This is a genomic window from Pedobacter caeni, from assembly GCF_900129215.1.
GTDB lineage: Bacteria > Bacteroidota > Bacteroidia > Sphingobacteriales > Sphingobacteriaceae > Pedobacter > Pedobacter caeni.
In genome coordinates this window covers 139,538-155,043 of sequence record NZ_FQUQ01000003.1, presented here as the reverse complement: position 1 = coordinate 155,043, position 15,506 = coordinate 139,538, and the positions used below count along the sequence as shown (strand labels likewise).

Sequence of the window (15,506 nt, the reverse complement as noted above, 5' to 3'; positions counted from 1 at the left end):
TGTCCCAAAACTATCTTAGCTTTGTAATATGCAAAGGGAACAAATCTCAGTTTTTGATATTTTTAAGATAGGCGTTGGACCATCAAGCTCACATACTTTAGGTCCCTGGAGGGCCGCCCAACAATTTACCGCATCCTTAAAAGAAAAAGACCTGCTAGAGCAGGTTGATCAGATTAAGATCTTGTTATACGGCTCTTTAGCTAAAACCGGCAAAGGACACGGAACAGATGTGGCCATTCTATTGGGATTAAGCGGTGCTGATCCGGTAACCTTTGATGTGAACGCCATTGACTCTACAGTCGAAGAGATCAAAACCTACCAGTTATTAAACCTGAACGGAGAAAGAAACATCACTTTCAATTACGAAGAGGACCTTGTGTTTTTATTCTTTGAAAGCCTTCCTTTTCATCCTAATGCCGTGACTTTTCAGGCCTTTTTAAACACTGGCAAAGCAATCTCAGAAACTTATTACTCCATTGGAGGAGGTTTTGTACTGAAAGAAGGCGAAAGCGGCAGTGATAAGGAACAGGTAGACCTTCCATTCCCTGTAGAGAAAGCAGCGGACCTGCTACACTGGTGTTTAACCACAGGCTTAAAGGTTTCTGAGGTCGTTATGGAAAATGAACTGGCCTGGCGCACAGAGACCGAAACCAGGAAAGGCATCATGCAGCACTTCAATGTGATGAAGGATTGTACTTACCGGGGTTGCCATACTGCGGGATTTTTACCCGGTGGACTGAATGTTGGAAGAAGGGCTTGTGCCTTGAATAAACGCCTGATTGGCAACAGTACCTATACAAATTATGAAAGCTGGATCATGGCCATCAGAAATGGCGGAAATGGTTTTAATTATATCCTGGATTGGGTAAGCTGTTTTGCCCTTGCCGTAAATGAAGAAAATGCTTCATTTGGCCGCGTGGTTACTGCGCCTACGAATGGGGCTGCCGGAGTAATTCCGGCAGTACTTCAATATTACATTGCTTTTTGTGATGGCTATACAGATGAAAAGATCAGTCAGTTTATCGCCTGTGCCTCAGAAATAGGCAGCATCTTTAAAAAGGGAGCCACCATCTCTGCTGCCATGGGTGGATGTCAGGCCGAAATAGGGGTTTCTTCGGCAATGGCCGCAGCAGCGTTGACCGAATGTTTAGGTGGTTCACAGCGTCAGGTTTTAATGGCGGCAGAAATTGCCATGGAACATCATTTGGGTTTAACCTGTGATCCAATCGGGGGTCTGGTACAAATTCCATGTATTGAAAGAAATACGATGGGCGCCATTAAAGCGATTACTGCCAGTCAACTGGCCTTACAAAGCAATCCTGACAAAGCGAAGGTTAGCCTGGATGCAGTGGTGAATACCATGTGGGAAACCGCATTAGACATGAATTCTAAATATAAAGAGACTTCCGACGGAGGTCTGGCTACCAATATTCCGATCAGCTTACCGGAATGTTAAGCATTTAGGTTCTCTGCTGGGATTTCAAGGCCAGATAACGGTTAACAACATTGATGGTTAAATTTTCCGGTGGGGTAAGGATGCTCAGGATCCCATGTTTGGCCAGCTCTTTAACCATGAGTTTTTTTTCATGGGCAAATTTCGCTGCAATGGTTTTAATATAGATTCCTTCCACATCTTTAGCCGGCTCATCACTCAGTGTTTTGAGTTCTGTATTTTCAAAGAAGACAATCAGCAACAGATGGAACCTGGCCATTCTCTTTAAAAAGGGAAGTTGTCTGTTTAAGGCCGACATGCTTTCAAAATTGGTAAAAAAGACCACCAGACTCCGTTGTTTCAGGACCTGACGGATGCTCAGGTACAAAGCCTCCATATTGGTTTCCAGGTAACGTGTCTTTTCTTTGTACAGGACTTCCATTATTTTCCCCAGCTGGGCAGGTCTTCTTTCTGCGGGAACGACACTTCCGATCTTTTCAGAAACGGTAATCAGTCCGGCTTTATCTTCCTTTACCAAAGCCACATTGGAAAGCACCAGACTTGCATTAATGGCATAATCCAATAAGCTCAACCCTCCGAAGGGCATTTTCATCGTTCTGGATTTATCAATTACACAATAGACATGTTGGGCTTTCTCATCAGTAAAAGAGTTCACCATTAAATCACCTCTTCTGGCCGTTGCCTTCCAGTTGATCGTTCGGTAATCATCCCCCTTGACATAACTCTTCACCTGATCAAACTCAATGCTATGGCCAATTCTCCGGATCTTCTTAATGCCAATTTCGCTGAGCCTGTTGGAAATGGCCATCAGCTCGTATTTGCGCAATTGCAAAAAAGAAGGGTATACCGCAACCATGGTCTCTTCTCCAAAATTGTACCTCCTGGAAATCAGTGCCAGAGGAGATCGTACATACAAGCGCGTCCTGCCAAATAAATATTCCCCTCTCTTTGTCGGACGCAGGGTATAAGTGATCGTTTTGTTTTCCCTGGACTTTAGCTTACTGCTGAACCAAAGGTCCCTTTTCTGAAATTGGAAAGGGATTTCATCGATGATCCCGACATGAATACCAAAGGAATAGAAATTCTCAATATGCAGGCGAAGTTCATTATCATCCCCATTACTTAGCCTTTCAGGAAGGTCCCTGCGCAGGAAAACACCTTTATCCGTTTTGAACAATAAAATCAGATCTGTAACGCATAACAAGACCAGCACCCAAAAGCAAAGGTAAGGCAATGCGCCAAGCCAGGGCAGAAAGAAAGAGAACAGAAACAGGGATACACAAGCCCCGATACCGATAAAAAGTCTTTTACCAAGGAACAGGTCAGTGTAATATTTAGTAATGAAGCTTTTCAATATGCTGATATTATCTTGGGATTTCTATTTTCTGAATGATCTGGGCAATAACATCGTTTGTGGTTAATCCCTCCATTTCCTTGTCCGGTGTCAGCATGATGCGGTGTGTCAGCACTGGTGTTGCCACCTTGATGATGTCTTCCGGAGTAACGAAATCACGTCCCTGCATGGCGGCAAAAGCTTTGGCAGCGTTTACCATTGCTAAAGAAGCCCGGGGGGAAGCCCCCAGATACAAGGATTTATTATTCCTGGTTTCATGAGTAATCTTTGCCACATATTCAATCAGCTTAGGCTCTACATGCAATCCTTTAATGATTGCCCTGCAGGACTTCACCTGATCTATGCTCAGCACCGGCTGTACCGCTTTAAGCGAATCATCCAGGCGATGTTGGTGTTGGTTGAGCAGGATTGCAGTTTCTTCCTCCAGGCTGGGGTATTTCACTTCAATTTTGAACAGGAAACGGTCCAGCTGTGCTTCCGGCAAACGGTAAGTTCCTTCCTGTTCAATCGGGTTCTGTGTAGCCAGAACCATAAAAGGTTCGTCCATCAGGTAAGTATGCCCATCAACAGTGATCTGGCGTTCTTCCATCACTTCAAATAAAGCAGACTGTGTTTTTGCCGGAGCCCGGTTGATTTCATCCACCAGGATGATATGGCCAAAGATGGGTCCCTTCCTGTATTCAAAAGCCGCATTCCTGGGATCAAAAACCGATGTACCCAATACATCAGAAGGCATTAGATCAGGTGTGAACTGGATCCTTGAAAATGAAGCATCGATACTTTTGGCGACCAGTTTAGCACTTAATGTTTTCGCCACTCCCGGTACACCTTCGAGCAGGATGTGCCCGTCGGCCAGTAATCCTGCGATCAGGAAATCAATCGTATCTTTTTGACCGACAATGATCTTACCCAGTGTTTCCCTGATTTGTTCCACTGCAGTATTCAGCTGCGTCAGGTCGGTTCTTTTGTTAAACATTTCCGCTTCCATTTTTATTGGGCTTGTTTATAAAATTTTTCTATTAGTTTGTTCAATGTGATCAACTGATGATCAGTCACCCTGCCGGGTTTATTCATTTCTTCAATTGTGGCAAATAAATGCCGGATATCCTGTTCATTCCCATTGGATTTGAGCAAGACCCCATTAACCAGCTCTTCGCCTATTTCGCTGGTCTTTAAGCGGTAGGACGCTCTGATAAATTCAAGCAGATAGCTGATCTTTTTCAAAGCAATGTCCCTGTTATCGCGTTGCTGGTAATAAACTTTACCCACAACCCGGACAAAGTCGACTGAAGAATTTGCCAATTGAGGAATGATGGGAATGATTCTTTGCCTGCGTTTCCTCTCAAAAATCACAAAAACAAGTAAGCCGATGATGGAAAGGTAATAAGCCCAGCGCAACTGTCCATGTTTAAAAAGTACCCTCAGCAAACTTTCATCTCCCTGATTCCCTTTGGTGTTCTTCTCATCCCAGATTGTTGTCGCAGCCTGGGGCAGATAGGACAGTGCCTTTGCCGCATACTCTGCACCTTTAGGGCTCAGCAAGGCATAATTACTGAACAATTGTGGATTTGGTAAGAGGTATAAAGCTCCCTTTCCGAAGTTATATCTGACAAAATTGACCTCTCCTTTCTCATTTCTCCCAAGTACAATCGCCCTGGAAGTATCCAGTTTGCTGAAATAGAGATCGCCAAGCCCCTTATCAAAGACATAAGCATGCTTCGCCTTTAGGGCAGGGTTGACAAAATTAATTGGTATATCTTTTTTTTTACGGTAGCTCAAGGCCGAACTGACGTCCAGGCTTAAGGTATCTTTCAGGTAATCACCGATATCAAAAGCTGCGATAAAAACGTGATTTCCATCTTTCATGAATTTAACCAGTTCCTGATAATCCAGTTCATCGATATTTACCGCACCGGCAACCATGAGGTAATTGCTGGTTTTTCGTTTTTTATCTTTCAGGGTATTGTATGCCGGAAGCCTTGAAGTTTCAATTCTCGTTTCCGGGAACAGGCTTTGGTACTCCTTATTCAGGACATACAATCCAAATGGAATCTTATCTTCCTTCAGATAGCTTGGCCTCCAATCGGTAGGTTTAGGCTTGTAATATTCTGCAGCGAGGTATAAGATGAGCAGGATACCCGTTCCGATAAGGTACAGTTTCATGCCTTTCATGTGCGCCTCCCGTTAAACGTGTCAAAATCCTTTTTTACTTCGGCAAAACTTTCTTTGTTAATGAAAAACTCTCCGTACCAGATGTATTCAAACTGGGTAGTCAGTTCTCCGAAATGTTTTCTTTTTACGGGATCTGTAAGTTCCTCTATATAAATCTGATTGGTTTTCTCCGGCTGCCAGTTGATCAGCTGATGGTCATTCATTACTTTTAGCGCATGCAGGTACAAGAGTCGTACCCCCAATCTGTAATTTCCTGTAGCAATGGCCTTATCCAATTCCCCGCTGAAATTAATTTCATGAATATTCTCCAGGCTTTCTGAATAAGGAATCTCCACCATTTTAGATTTGCCGGTAAAGATTTTCAGGTCGAGTCCCATCGCCTTTATAATGATATAGGCCACCAGTGCTGCCAGGGCAACGATGATCCCATACTTGATAAAAGTACCCGATGTTTTGTTCTCCAAAACTCCCGTAAACCAGTTCCAGAACCAGCGCCAGAATCTGGCCCATAAACTGTCCTGATCGGGTGGCGTTTCTTTATAACTAAATTCGGTCTGCTCTGTATACGCTTTAATCTTTTCTGCATCAAAGTTACGCAGGATCAGCTTACTGCTGTCCATACGGAGCTGCTTTTGAACAGGTTTTTGTACCGCAGGAGCAGTAAAGCCACTGATGGTCCAAAGCATGAGCATAAAGATTAAAACCAGTCTGCGCATATCAATATTCTTCCGGCGTATTGAAGGCATCTTTTGAACTCCCCATCTGTTCTATGCGATCCATTAGTCCGGTACTATCCAGACGTTCTGCAAGGTTAAAATAACAAAAGGAGATCCCCACCAAAGGAATGATGATAAACACCTGACACAAATACTGTACGGTAGTAGAGATGATAATAACCGTATTACTTAAGCCTTTTGCTCCTTCTGTGAATGCGCTGAAAAAAGTAAGAATCAGGGCAGGAAGGGAAGCCAGAGACTGACAGGCGGTGGCAATAAAGTAAATGAGCAGTATGGTTCCAAAAGTAACCCACCACTGTCCTTTGAGCAGTTTAAAGGCGCGGTCAAAAGAGTAGCTAAAACCGGCATTCTCATAAATCATTACCGGAAGGAACAGCATCATGGCAGGCATTACATATATCCCTGGGATCAAAAGGCAAACAAAGCACAGCCCAACGAATATGCTGATTAAAATCCCGCTGCCCAGTACCCTGAAGAAATAGAATTTAAAATAAGCCCAGACTTCTTCCAGCTCAGGGGTTTCATTTCCTTTTTTTACATATACGGCAATGAAACTCAGAATAGACACATTCATTGCGGTGTAACTCACCATGTTGAAAATCAACACCAGCAAATAGTTGAGGTTAAATATCTTTCCCATCATAGAAGCGAAATCATCTGCGGTTTTCAGGCTTTTTTGCATCTCTATTTGTTGGTATATACCTGAGATCATTGATCCCAGTATGAAAATTCCACAGAAATAAACAAACACTTTTAATAAGGCTTTGAAGTTCTGTTTAATGAATAAGAAAAGATCATTGATGATCTCTCCGAATTCTCGGACTTTTTTGAATTCCAGTTTTTCAGACATTTTCTATAGTTTGATGGCGTTTATGAAGTTTTGATGGATATAGGATGACATACCAGATGATAAATAGCAGAGAGCCTGCCAGGATACTGATGCTGAGCGCAACCGGCATTTCTGTATGGCGTGTGATGAACCCCTCAAAGAAAGCGGCAAGCAGGATGATGGGAATCAGCCCCAAAGCAATTTTAGTCCCATCCTTAGCGCTGTTTTTAAAAGCCTGAAAGCGGGTATATGTTTTAGGAAAGAGCAGGCCATGCCCCAGTACCAGCCCCGCAGCACCAGCGATAATGATGGCGGAGATCTCCAGTGTCCCATGAATCCAGATGGTTAGTATGGATGCTGCGCCCAAACCTTTACTAAAAAAATAATATTCAAAAGCACCGATCATGACTCCATTTTTCAGCATAAAAAAGACAGGGCCAACGGAGACGAATATTCCGCTGACAAACATGATCAGCGCAACATAAGAGTTGTTTGCGGCAATCATCAGGAACATTTCCACTTCTCCCTGCCGTTTATACACCCCGAACGGATCTCCTTTTGCGATATTCTCATTCGTCATGTTCACATAACTGTCTCCAAGAATAAGTCTGACAAAAGAATCATCATATTTAGCCGAGAGTGCTCCTATTGAGGCAGAAAGCAGGAAGAAAAACAGGGAATACAGCAATTGTTTGCGGTAAGTATAGAATAGTACCGGTAGTTCTGTTTTCCAGAAGGTGATGAAGCGGTTCCGGTCTTCTTTTTTATTCTTGTAAATTGACTGGTGTAAAACAGACGCTAAACCATTAAGATAAGCCGTGGTATTTGATTTTGGATAAAAGGTATTTGCATAAGCCAGATCATTGGTAATGTCAATGAAACGCTCCGCAAGCTCATCTGGGTTCTCAGAATGCATTTGCTGATAACGCTTCCACTTCTCCGAATTCTGTTTAACAAACAAGGCTTCTTTCATAAATCCCGATGAAGATCAAATTTTCTGTAAAATAGCGACAAAAAACAATTTTACAATAATAAATTGAACATCAATATTATATTTGATCTTATGGAAACAATTAAGGTAAGTACCAGTCAGCATGTAGACATCAATTATCCGGTAGCCGGATTAGGGGAGAGGATTGCTGCAAGGCTGATAGACCTGGCTGCTTTTTTAGGTTTATACCTCTTATTTATTGTTTTGGGAGCGCTAACTGGTATGGGGACTACTTTTATAGTCTTAATGATCATCCTTGGTGTCCTTTATATTTTTTACAATCTCATTTGTGAAATCTTCATGAATGGGCAGAGTGTGGGCAAAAGGCTGATGAAAATAAAAGTCATCAGCATTGACGGAAGTCAGGCCAGCATCGGGCAATATTTTATCCGTTGGTTGTTCCGCCTGGTAGATTTTGTGCTGACCGGACAAATTGGGGGTTTGATTGCAGTAGCAGTATCAGAGAATAAGCAAAGGATCGGAGATATGGTAGCCGGAACGACATTGATCAAAACTGTTCCCAGAACACATATTGACCAGATTGCCTTTCATCCGGCACAGGAAGAATACCAGCCTGTTTTCGGTAATGCCGACCTGTTGAGCGATCGTGATGTAGAGCTCATACATGAAGTTGTCCGCACCTATTATAAAACATTCAATACAGATCTGGTTTATGCCATGTCAGCAAAAGTAGCTGCACATTTAGCGGTCAGCCTTCCTCAGGGAATGAATGAGCTGAACTTCCTAACCACCGTGATCAAAGACTATAACCATTTAACTTCCCGCGCTGAATAGTTATTTGATTTTCTTAATCACAACAGGAGCCAGTTGAACCACCCAGTCAAGATACATTTTAGAAGAGGGATGCAGGCCATCCGCAGCGACCAGTTCCGGATCTGATACCACCAGGCGGGATGCAGCAGTAATGTCAGTATAGCTGATTCCTTCGGCCAGGCTTTCTTGTTTATTAATGGCATTAAAGGCATCGATATCTGCACTGACGGCCAAAGTTTCCCTCCCACTTCCCATTCCGTAAGGAGTAAGCCCCCAATCCGGAATAGAAACGACAAAGACATGGGCTTTATTTCCATCAGCGAAAGTAATGGCGGCTTGCAGAAGTTCCTTAAACTCTTTACGGTATTTTTCTTTTGACTCTCCGCGGTACTGATTGTTTACCCCGATCAGCAAAGTAACCATGCTAAACTTCTGTCTCAGATTTGCATGGTTGATCCCTTCCTGCAACTCACTTGTAGTCCATCCGGTTTTAGCAATAATATGTGGTTTGGAAAGCTGCATATCTGTCTTTTGCAATTCTTTTACCAACTGATATGGAAAACTGCTTTCTAATGGAACAGCTTCGCCAATGGTATAAGAATCACCAATGGCTAAATAAGAGATTTCATCTTCAGGTTTTACAACCGGAATTGGGTTGGGAGTTGTTGTCATTTTAAAACTATTCTTTTGGCAAGCCAATAATACTATAAATGGCAGAATTAAAATAACGTTTTTGATCATAAATACATTTACGGATGCAAAGGCATTTCAGATTCAGGAATGGGTATGGGCGGTGAAAATTTTGAAGAAATAACTGATGGTGATGATCGAGCCTGTGATCAGATACAAGACTTTAATCAGTTTATCACTATTTCCCTTGCTCAAATAATTTGCGGGAATGGCTACCATGAAGGTGATTAAGAGAGGGACAGTAGGTGGGTACAGCTGAAAACTTTCCTTCCATTCGCCCTGGAACAAGGCAATTAAAGACCGTTGAAAGCCACATCCCGGGCAATCTATTCCGGTGAGGTACTTAAACGGGCAGGTCAGAAAAAAATTATCCGCCTGATCTAAAAAAGAAGACCAGGCGGATAACAGGTATATCATCAACACCAGCAATTATGCCTGAGGTGTGGTTGGCGGCTTATTGAAAGGGTCATTTGTACCAAACGGGTTGTTGGTGCCAAATGGGTTGTTGGGATTTCCGTTGAAGCCTGGTTGTGCTTCAGCAGCAGAAGGACCTAAATACCTTGCATCTCCAAATCCCAACAGAGGATAGAATACGAATGGTAACAGGATCAGTCCTGCGGTAAAGCCTTCGCTTTTTCCGAAACTTTTGCTTAACAGGTTCATTGCCCAGATTCCGAAGTAAATGTTTACACAAGGAATGATCATCCAAAGAATCCAGATGGTTGGTTTACCAATGATTTCAAGAAGGATAATAATGTTATAGATAGGAATTAGTGATGCCCAGCCTGGTTTCCCGGCTTTCACAAAAACCTTCCATAAAGATGCGATCATGAGCACAACGAGAGCGAGATAAATTATCCCACCAACGGCTCCGATTCCAGCCACTGCGGCCGATTGTTCTGAAGAGTAATCCATAATAGTAGTTTGTTTTTCGAGTAAAGATAATCTTTACAATAAAAAAACAAAGAGATTATTCGTCTTTTTTTAGCAAAATTAGTAAAGCTCCATTTGGAACAAGCTGGAAATGTGACCTTTTAATACCGATTTCACCTCTTCCATATTCAGCTCATGCCCCAACTCTCTTTGCATTGAAGTCACATCTTTATCGTCTATCCCACAGGGAACAATATTTTTAAAATAATCAAGATCAGTATTCACATTAAAAGCAAAGCCATGCATGGTTACCCATCGGCTACACCTCACTCCCATTGCGCAGATTTTGCGCGCCCGGTCGTTGTCGGCATCCAGCCAGACCCCTGTAAATCCGGGATATCTCCCTGAAGGGATCCCATAATCTTTCAGCGTCAGCATAATTGCATCTTCCAATGTTCTCAGGTAAAGGTGAATGTCGGTAAAGAAATTATCAAGGTCAAGAATCGGGTACCCTACGATCTGCCCGGGACCGTGATAGGTAATATCTCCCCCGCGGTTGATTTTATGGTAAGTCGCATTTTTTTCCTTTAAACCTTTTTCATCCAATAACAGATTCTCCGGATGACCACTTTTACCCAGTGTATATACGTGTGGGTGTTCAACAAAGATCAGTTGATTGGGTGTTTCCAATAAGGTATTGTTATTTCTGTTATCGGTTTTGACCGCAATTGTCTGATTAAAGATCAGTTCCTGCCGATCCCATGCTTCCTGGTAATCTGTCAGGCCCCAATCTGTGAATTGCACTTTCTTATTCATCATTTGAAAATTAAGCCACTACATAGCCCAGCATATACCCATCGCTGGTTTTAAAATAGCTGACAGTCAGTTCACGGGTACCTTCAGGTAATTCCACCAGGGCATTCAGGCTACCCTCTGCTTTCAGTTTAAATGGTTTGATGTGGATGTCCTGCTTAAATTCCAGTCCTTTCCTTCCATTCCATTTATAGATTGCTTCTTTAGCGCACCAGCAGACATACAAGCCGTTGATGTTATCGCCGATCTGTTTTTGTGCCAGTTCGATATCAGAAAGGAACTTATGCCTGATGCTTTTGATTTTGTGTTTGATGAGCTCTATATCCACGCCAACTTTCCTGTCTTTACCGATGATCACCGCAGCATAATCGTAAGAATGGCTCAGTGAAATGTGATAATCCAGGTTAGGAAGAAAGGGTTTCCCATGTTCGTCCATCTGACAGTCGATATATTCGGAGGTATTGAGCATGGTCCTGAGCAGCACACGGGTGCTTAACCAGTGCAGCAGACGTTTCCCGTTACTTAAAGAGGAAATAAAGTCCAGCTCATGCTGTTTCAGTTGCAGGCCGGAAAGCAGCTGCTCTTCAGTCTCTTCGATTTTCCACACTGCAAGTATGGTATTCTCGTCAATATTTTTATTAAAAACTACGGGCATCTCTATTTTAGAAAACTATGCAAAAGTATCTTAAATTAATCATAATTTAGCCCAATACTTGATAAAATGATACTTTCCGACAAACGAATTCTGGAAGAAATAGAGAAGGGCACCATCATTATTGAACCTTTTAAGGCGGAATGTCTTGGTACAAACTCTTATGACGTCCATTTAGGCAAATACCTGGCCACTTATAAAGATAGAATACTCGATGCAAAAGTGCACAATAAAATAGAGCATTTTGAAATCCCAAAAGATGGATATGTTTTACAACCAGGCACACTTTACCTGGGGGTGACCTTAGAATATACAGAAACGCATGCACATGTTCCCTTTCTGGAGGGCAAATCCAGTACAGGACGTCTGGGCATAGACATCCATGCTACTGCCGGAAAAGGTGATGTTGGCTTCTGCAATACCTGGACACTGGAGATTTCCTGTGCACAACCAGTAAGAATTTATGCAGGAATGCCTATTGGTCAGCTGATCTATTTTAAAGTAGAGGGCGAAATTGAAACCATGTACAACAGCAAAGACAACGCGAAATACAGCAACAAGACCACTAAACCGGTCGAAAGTATGATGTGGAAAAACAAATTCTAACTTCGATAGCTCTTATCTTTTAAATTTACTTTAAGCCTCAATATTTGTATATTGAGGCTTTATTATTTGTTAAGGTTGTTAAATATGAAACGTAAATTGTTTTACCCGGTTTTATTGATTGCAGGCATCTGCCTCAGCTTTGTATCCCGCATGGATGGAGACCCTTTTGAGGCGCTTCTGGCCAGGATGAAGGATTTCAATAAAAAATATGCGCAGGAGAAGGTTTACCTTCACCTTGACAAACCTTATTATGCCGTTGGCGACAATATCTGGTTTAAAGCCTATATCCTCAATACGGAGACTTTACAACCCTCAGACATCAGCAAGATCCTATATGTAGAATTGATCAATGAGAGGGATTCACTGAAGAAGCAGTTGGTACTACCTGCCGGAGGGGGCATCAGCTGGGGTGACTTTAAGCTTTCGGATTCCCTGGCAGAGGGAAATTACCGGATCAGGGCTTATACGCAATGGATGAGAAATGCAGGGCCTGAGTTTTTCTTCGATAAAACGATCAAAATCGGCAATTCATGGGCGAACACCGTTTTCACCAGGACGAACTATACATTTAGCAAAGACAAGGCCGCTGAGAAGGTCGAGGCTAAAATTATATTTACAGACAAAGAGGGAAACCCATATCAGGAGAAAGAGGTCAGATATGAGGTACAACTTAATTTCAGAAGCTTATTTAAAGGTAAAGCCATGACCAATGCCCAGGGGGAAGTGTCACTGGATTTCGTAAATACACAGCCTTCCTTATATAAATCAGGGAAAATCCTGGCCACCATTACCCTGGCAGATCAGAAGAAAGTGACCAAAGAAATCCCGATAAAGGCCACATCAAAAGATGTTGATGTTCAATTCTTTCCCGAAAGCGGAAACTTTGTGGAGGGTCTTCCCAATAAGATTGGGATAAAGGCCGTAAATGCTTCAGGCCTTGGTGAACAGGTTAGCGGCACTATTGTCGATCAGAACGGAATTGAAATCAACCACTTCGAAACCAGACAGCTGGGGATGGGAAATTTTGTGCTTAACCCTCAGTCTGGAAATACTTATCAGGCAAAAATCAAATTTTCAGATGGTTCTGAGAAAAACTTCAACCTACCATTAGTCCGTCCCAGTGGTTACGTGATCAGTGTAAACAACCAAAATAAAGATAAGGACAAACTGAGTTTAAAAATCATGAGGTCCGAAGACCTTAATGGCCAGAAGGAACTGAACCTTGTGGGTCAGCACAGTGGGATCATACAATTCACGACCAAGGTTAAAGCAGATAAACAGATCATCAATATTTCTATTCCTAAAAAAGAGCTCACGGAAGGGATCCTTCAACTCACGCTGTTTTCCGGAGAAAATGTCCCTATTGCGGAAAGGCTGGTATTTATACGCAACCTTGAGGACCGCATCCAGACCACTCTACAGACAGAAAAAACGACTTATGGGAAAAGAGAAAAAGTAACACTCAACCTGAACAGTACGTATTCCGGACAGCCCACTTCCGGATCGTTCTCTGTTGCGGTAACCAATACTTCAGCTGTTAAACCTGATCCTGAAAATGAAAGCAATATTTTCAGCACCATGCTGTTGACTTCAGACCTTATTGGCTATATTGAAAAACCCAATTATTATTTCATCAATGAGAACCCCGAAACCTTACAGGACCTGGACAATCTGATGCTTACACAGGGATGGAGAAGAATTTTATGGAAAAATGTGATCAACAATACGCCTCCGATCACACGCTTTGCAGCAGAAAAGGGACAAACGATCAGTGGCACCATCACCAATTATAGCGGAAAGCCATCTCCAAACAGTAAGGTCTCTTTGTTTTCTTCTTCAGGTGGTTTTTTTGCACTGGATACCCTTACCGATGCCCAGGGAAAGTTTAACTTTGACCGGCTGATTTTCCCTGAAGATACCAGATTCATTGTGCAGGCCCGTACCGCAAAAGACAAAAAGCGGGTTGACATTCATATGGACGTGGTTCCGGGACAGATCATTACAAAAAGTAAAAACACAGGCGACATAGAGGTCAATGTGAATGAAGCCTTATCCGCTTATCTGCAACGAAGCAGCAGTTATTTTGATGAACTGAACAAGCGTGGGTTATTGGAGAAAACCATGCTCCTGAAAGAAGTACAGATTACGGAAAAGAAACAACAGGCTAAAAACTCCTCCAACTTAAATGGAGCGGGAAGAGCGGATGCGATAATTACAGCAGAACAACTCAGCACCTGTACCACCTTGTCTCAATGTTTGCAGGGTCGCGTTGCAGGCTTGATGGTTATGAATGGCCAGGCCTATCTGGGAAGAAATGGCGGAAGAACACCTATGGCAGTTGTATTGGATGGAATGAGTATGGGTCCTGACTTTCTGGATCAGATTAATGTGATGGATGTAGAGACCATTGAAGTATTGAAATCCGGAGCAAATACAGCCATTTATGGAATGAATGGAGGTGGTGGTGTTCTTGTCATCACTACAAAACGTGGGGGCAGCGGTGGCTACACGAATACCTTTACACCTGGCATCACGACATACAATCCTAAAGGATTTTATATCCCAAGAGAATTCTATGCTCCTAAATATGATCCATCTGTTCCGGACCGGAAGCCAGACCTGAGAACAACCGTTTACTGGGCTCCACAGGTTCCTACCGATGAGCAGGGAAAATCATCCTTCAATTTCTTTAATACAGATGAACCCGGCACTTACAGGGTCGTATTGGAAGGAATAGACAACATGGGACGCCTTGGAAGAACCGTTTATACCTATGAAGTAAAATAAACTGATATATATGAATACCATTAAAGTCACCATAAAAGACCATTTAGCCCTGATTACTTTAGACCGGGGAAGATCTAATGCTTTAAACCGTGAAATGATTACGGAGTTGAACGACATGTTGAACAGCATTGCTTCGGATCAGAATATTGCAGGGGCGATCATCACTGGTAAAGAGAATTTCTTTTCTGCCGGACTCGACCTGATTGAACTCTACAATTATTCAGAAGCAGAGGCAGAATCTTTCTGGCATTTGTTCCTGGATTTCATTGCAAATATTACTGCTTTCAGAAAACCACTGGTTGCGGCCATAAACGGACATAGTCCGGCTGGAGGCTGTGTCATTGCTTTAGCTTGTGATTATAGAATCATGGCAGAAGGAAAGGCCATCATCGGCCTGAATGAAGTCCCTGTAGGCATCATTGTTCCAAATTCAATTTTCCACCTTTACTCTTTCTGGATTGGGAATGCCCATGCTTCGAGAAGTCTGCTGGAAGGCAAGCTGTTTACTCCTGAAGAGGCATTACAGGTTGGTCTGGTAGATGAACTGGTAAATCCGGAAAGCATTCTTACCGCAGCTGAGCGCAGGATCAGGAAATATATGGGGATGGAGCGCAATACCTGGGAACAAAGCAAACTGAACATCAGGAAAGACCTGATTGCCGCTACACGTGCAAATCAGGACGAGGCACTGGCGCTCATGCTCAAACAATGGTGGGCACCAAGTACAAGAAGTATTTTAAAAACAATTATTGATAACCTGCAAAAGAAATAGCCC

Annotated in this window: 16 protein-coding genes; 5 read left to right on the top strand and 11 right to left on the bottom strand. The window is 42.7% G+C overall.

What is annotated here, in order from left to right:
• The first annotated feature begins 28 nt into the window (after positions 1–28).
• On the top strand, positions 29–1,456 hold the full coding sequence (locus BUC20_RS15290) for an L-serine ammonia-lyase (RefSeq protein WP_073231972.1): 1,428 nt from the start codon (positions 29–31) through the stop codon (positions 1,454–1,456).
• Positions 1,457–1,460: 4 nt separating this feature from the next.
• Here the strand turns inward: BUC20_RS15290 and BUC20_RS15285 are convergent, their stop codons facing one another.
• The 6 genes from BUC20_RS15285 to BUC20_RS15260 are packed head-to-tail and all read right to left on the bottom strand — an operon-like array spanning position 1,461 to position 7,518.
• Positions 1,461–2,807: a DUF58 domain-containing protein gene (locus BUC20_RS15285; RefSeq protein WP_073231971.1), complete on the bottom strand. Its 1,347-nt coding sequence runs from the start codon at positions 2,805–2,807 to the stop codon at positions 1,461–1,463.
• A 10-nt stretch (positions 2,808–2,817) separates the two neighbouring features.
• Positions 2,818–3,795 carry an AAA family ATPase gene (locus tag BUC20_RS15280; RefSeq protein ID WP_073231970.1) on the bottom strand — a complete coding sequence of 326 codons (978 nt, stop codon included), beginning with the start codon at positions 3,793–3,795 and terminating at the stop codon, positions 2,818–2,820.
• 2 nt (positions 3,796–3,797) lie between these two features.
• Positions 3,798–4,979, bottom strand: coding sequence for a DUF4350 domain-containing protein (locus BUC20_RS15275; RefSeq protein WP_073231969.1), 1,182 nt, complete (start codon positions 4,977–4,979; stop codon positions 3,798–3,800).
• Positions 4,976–5,725, bottom strand: coding sequence for a DUF4129 domain-containing protein (locus BUC20_RS15270; RefSeq protein ID WP_143166821.1), 750 nt, complete (start codon positions 5,723–5,725; stop codon positions 4,976–4,978). The genes BUC20_RS15275 and BUC20_RS15270 overlap by 4 nt, the downstream gene beginning before the upstream one ends.
• Positions 5,697–6,566, bottom strand: a complete 870-nt coding sequence (locus BUC20_RS15265; RefSeq protein ID WP_073231967.1) for a hypothetical protein — start codon at positions 6,564–6,566, stop codon at positions 5,697–5,699. The genes BUC20_RS15270 and BUC20_RS15265 overlap by 29 nt, the downstream gene beginning before the upstream one ends.
• Positions 6,559–7,518 (bottom strand): stage II sporulation protein M, encoded by a 960-nt coding sequence (locus BUC20_RS15260; RefSeq protein ID WP_073231966.1) that lies wholly within the window; start codon positions 7,516–7,518, stop codon positions 6,559–6,561. Before BUC20_RS15260 ends, BUC20_RS15265 begins: the two co-directional genes overlap by 8 nt.
• 90 nt (positions 7,519–7,608) lie before the next feature.
• Here BUC20_RS15260 and BUC20_RS15255 point away from each other — a divergent pair, with 90 nt between their 5' ends.
• Positions 7,609–8,331: an RDD family protein gene (locus BUC20_RS15255; protein WP_073231965.1), complete on the top strand. Its 723-nt coding sequence runs from the start codon at positions 7,609–7,611 to the stop codon at positions 8,329–8,331.
• On the opposite strand, the gene BUC20_RS15250 is transcribed toward BUC20_RS15255, so the two are convergent.
• From BUC20_RS15250 to BUC20_RS15230, 5 genes are all read right to left on the bottom strand, one after another.
• The gene (locus BUC20_RS15250) at positions 8,332–8,982 is read right to left on the bottom strand and encodes an SGNH/GDSL hydrolase family protein (protein WP_234994526.1); all 651 of its coding nucleotides are present in this window, start codon (positions 8,980–8,982) and stop codon (positions 8,332–8,334) included.
• Positions 8,983–9,084: 102 nt separating this feature from the next.
• On the bottom strand, positions 9,085–9,417 hold the full coding sequence (locus BUC20_RS15245; protein WP_073231964.1) for a DUF2752 domain-containing protein: 333 nt from the start codon (positions 9,415–9,417) through the stop codon (positions 9,085–9,087).
• 12 nt (positions 9,418–9,429) lie between these two features.
• Positions 9,430–9,915: a DUF5684 domain-containing protein gene (locus BUC20_RS15240; RefSeq protein WP_073231963.1), complete on the bottom strand. Its 486-nt coding sequence runs from the start codon at positions 9,913–9,915 to the stop codon at positions 9,430–9,432.
• Between the two features lie 78 nt (positions 9,916–9,993).
• A complete protein-coding gene (gene lipB / locus BUC20_RS15235) occupies positions 9,994–10,689 on the bottom strand; it encodes a lipoyl(octanoyl) transferase LipB (protein ID WP_073231962.1) in 696 nt (231 codons plus the stop codon).
• A 10-nt stretch (positions 10,690–10,699) separates the two neighbouring features.
• Positions 10,700–11,341, bottom strand: a complete 642-nt coding sequence (locus BUC20_RS15230; RefSeq protein WP_073231961.1) for a 4'-phosphopantetheinyl transferase family protein — start codon at positions 11,339–11,341, stop codon at positions 10,700–10,702.
• A 66-nt stretch (positions 11,342–11,407) separates the two neighbouring features.
• Here BUC20_RS15230 and dcd point away from each other — a divergent pair, with 66 nt between their 5' ends.
• From dcd to BUC20_RS15215, 3 genes are all read left to right on the top strand, one after another.
• Entirely contained in the window at positions 11,408–11,944 is a 537-nt protein-coding gene (gene dcd, locus BUC20_RS15225) for a dCTP deaminase (RefSeq protein WP_073231960.1), read from the top strand.
• Between the two features lie 84 nt (positions 11,945–12,028).
• Positions 12,029–14,731: a TonB-dependent receptor plug domain-containing protein gene (locus tag BUC20_RS15220; protein ID WP_073231959.1), complete on the top strand. Its 2,703-nt coding sequence runs from the start codon at positions 12,029–12,031 to the stop codon at positions 14,729–14,731.
• 10 nt (positions 14,732–14,741) lie between these two features.
• A complete protein-coding gene (locus BUC20_RS15215) occupies positions 14,742–15,503 on the top strand; it encodes an enoyl-CoA hydratase/isomerase family protein (RefSeq protein WP_073231958.1) in 762 nt (253 codons plus the stop codon).
• Positions 15,504–15,506 lie beyond the last annotated feature (3 nt).

Excerpts from the sequence above, each read along its gene's own strand:
- BUC20_RS15290 (WP_073231972.1), top strand. The coding sequence starts at position 29 with ATGCAAAGGGAACAAATCTCAGTTTTTGATATTTTTAAGATAGGCGTT.
- BUC20_RS15280 (WP_073231970.1), bottom strand. The coding sequence starts at position 3,795 with ATGGAAGCGGAAATGTTTAACAAAAGAACCGACCTGACGCAGCTGAAT.
- BUC20_RS15275 (WP_073231969.1), bottom strand. The coding sequence starts at position 4,979 with ATGAAAGGCATGAAACTGTACCTTATCGGAACGGGTATCCTGCTCATC.
- BUC20_RS15270 (WP_143166821.1), bottom strand. The coding sequence starts at position 5,725 with ATGCCTTCAATACGCCGGAAGAATATTGATATGCGCAGACTGGTTTTA.
- BUC20_RS15265 (WP_073231967.1), bottom strand. The coding sequence starts at position 6,566 with ATGTCTGAAAAACTGGAATTCAAAAAAGTCCGAGAATTCGGAGAGATC.
- BUC20_RS15260 (WP_073231966.1), bottom strand. The coding sequence starts at position 7,518 with ATGAAAGAAGCCTTGTTTGTTAAACAGAATTCGGAGAAGTGGAAGCGT.
- BUC20_RS15255 (WP_073231965.1), top strand. The coding sequence starts at position 7,609 with ATGGAAACAATTAAGGTAAGTACCAGTCAGCATGTAGACATCAATTAT.
- BUC20_RS15250 (WP_234994526.1), bottom strand. The coding sequence starts at position 8,982 with ATGACAACAACTCCCAACCCAATTCCGGTTGTAAAACCTGAAGATGAA.
- BUC20_RS15245 (WP_073231964.1), bottom strand. The coding sequence starts at position 9,417 with ATGATATACCTGTTATCCGCCTGGTCTTCTTTTTTAGATCAGGCGGAT.
- BUC20_RS15240 (WP_073231963.1), bottom strand. The coding sequence starts at position 9,915 with ATGGATTACTCTTCAGAACAATCGGCCGCAGTGGCTGGAATCGGAGCC.
- lipB (WP_073231962.1), bottom strand. The coding sequence starts at position 10,689 with ATGAATAAGAAAGTGCAATTCACAGATTGGGGCCTGACAGATTACCAG.
- BUC20_RS15230 (WP_073231961.1), bottom strand. The coding sequence starts at position 11,341 with ATGCCCGTAGTTTTTAATAAAAATATTGACGAGAATACCATACTTGCA.
- dcd (WP_073231960.1), top strand. The coding sequence starts at position 11,408 with ATGATACTTTCCGACAAACGAATTCTGGAAGAAATAGAGAAGGGCACC.
- BUC20_RS15220 (WP_073231959.1), top strand. The coding sequence starts at position 12,029 with ATGAAACGTAAATTGTTTTACCCGGTTTTATTGATTGCAGGCATCTGC.
- BUC20_RS15215 (WP_073231958.1), top strand. The coding sequence starts at position 14,742 with ATGAATACCATTAAAGTCACCATAAAAGACCATTTAGCCCTGATTACT.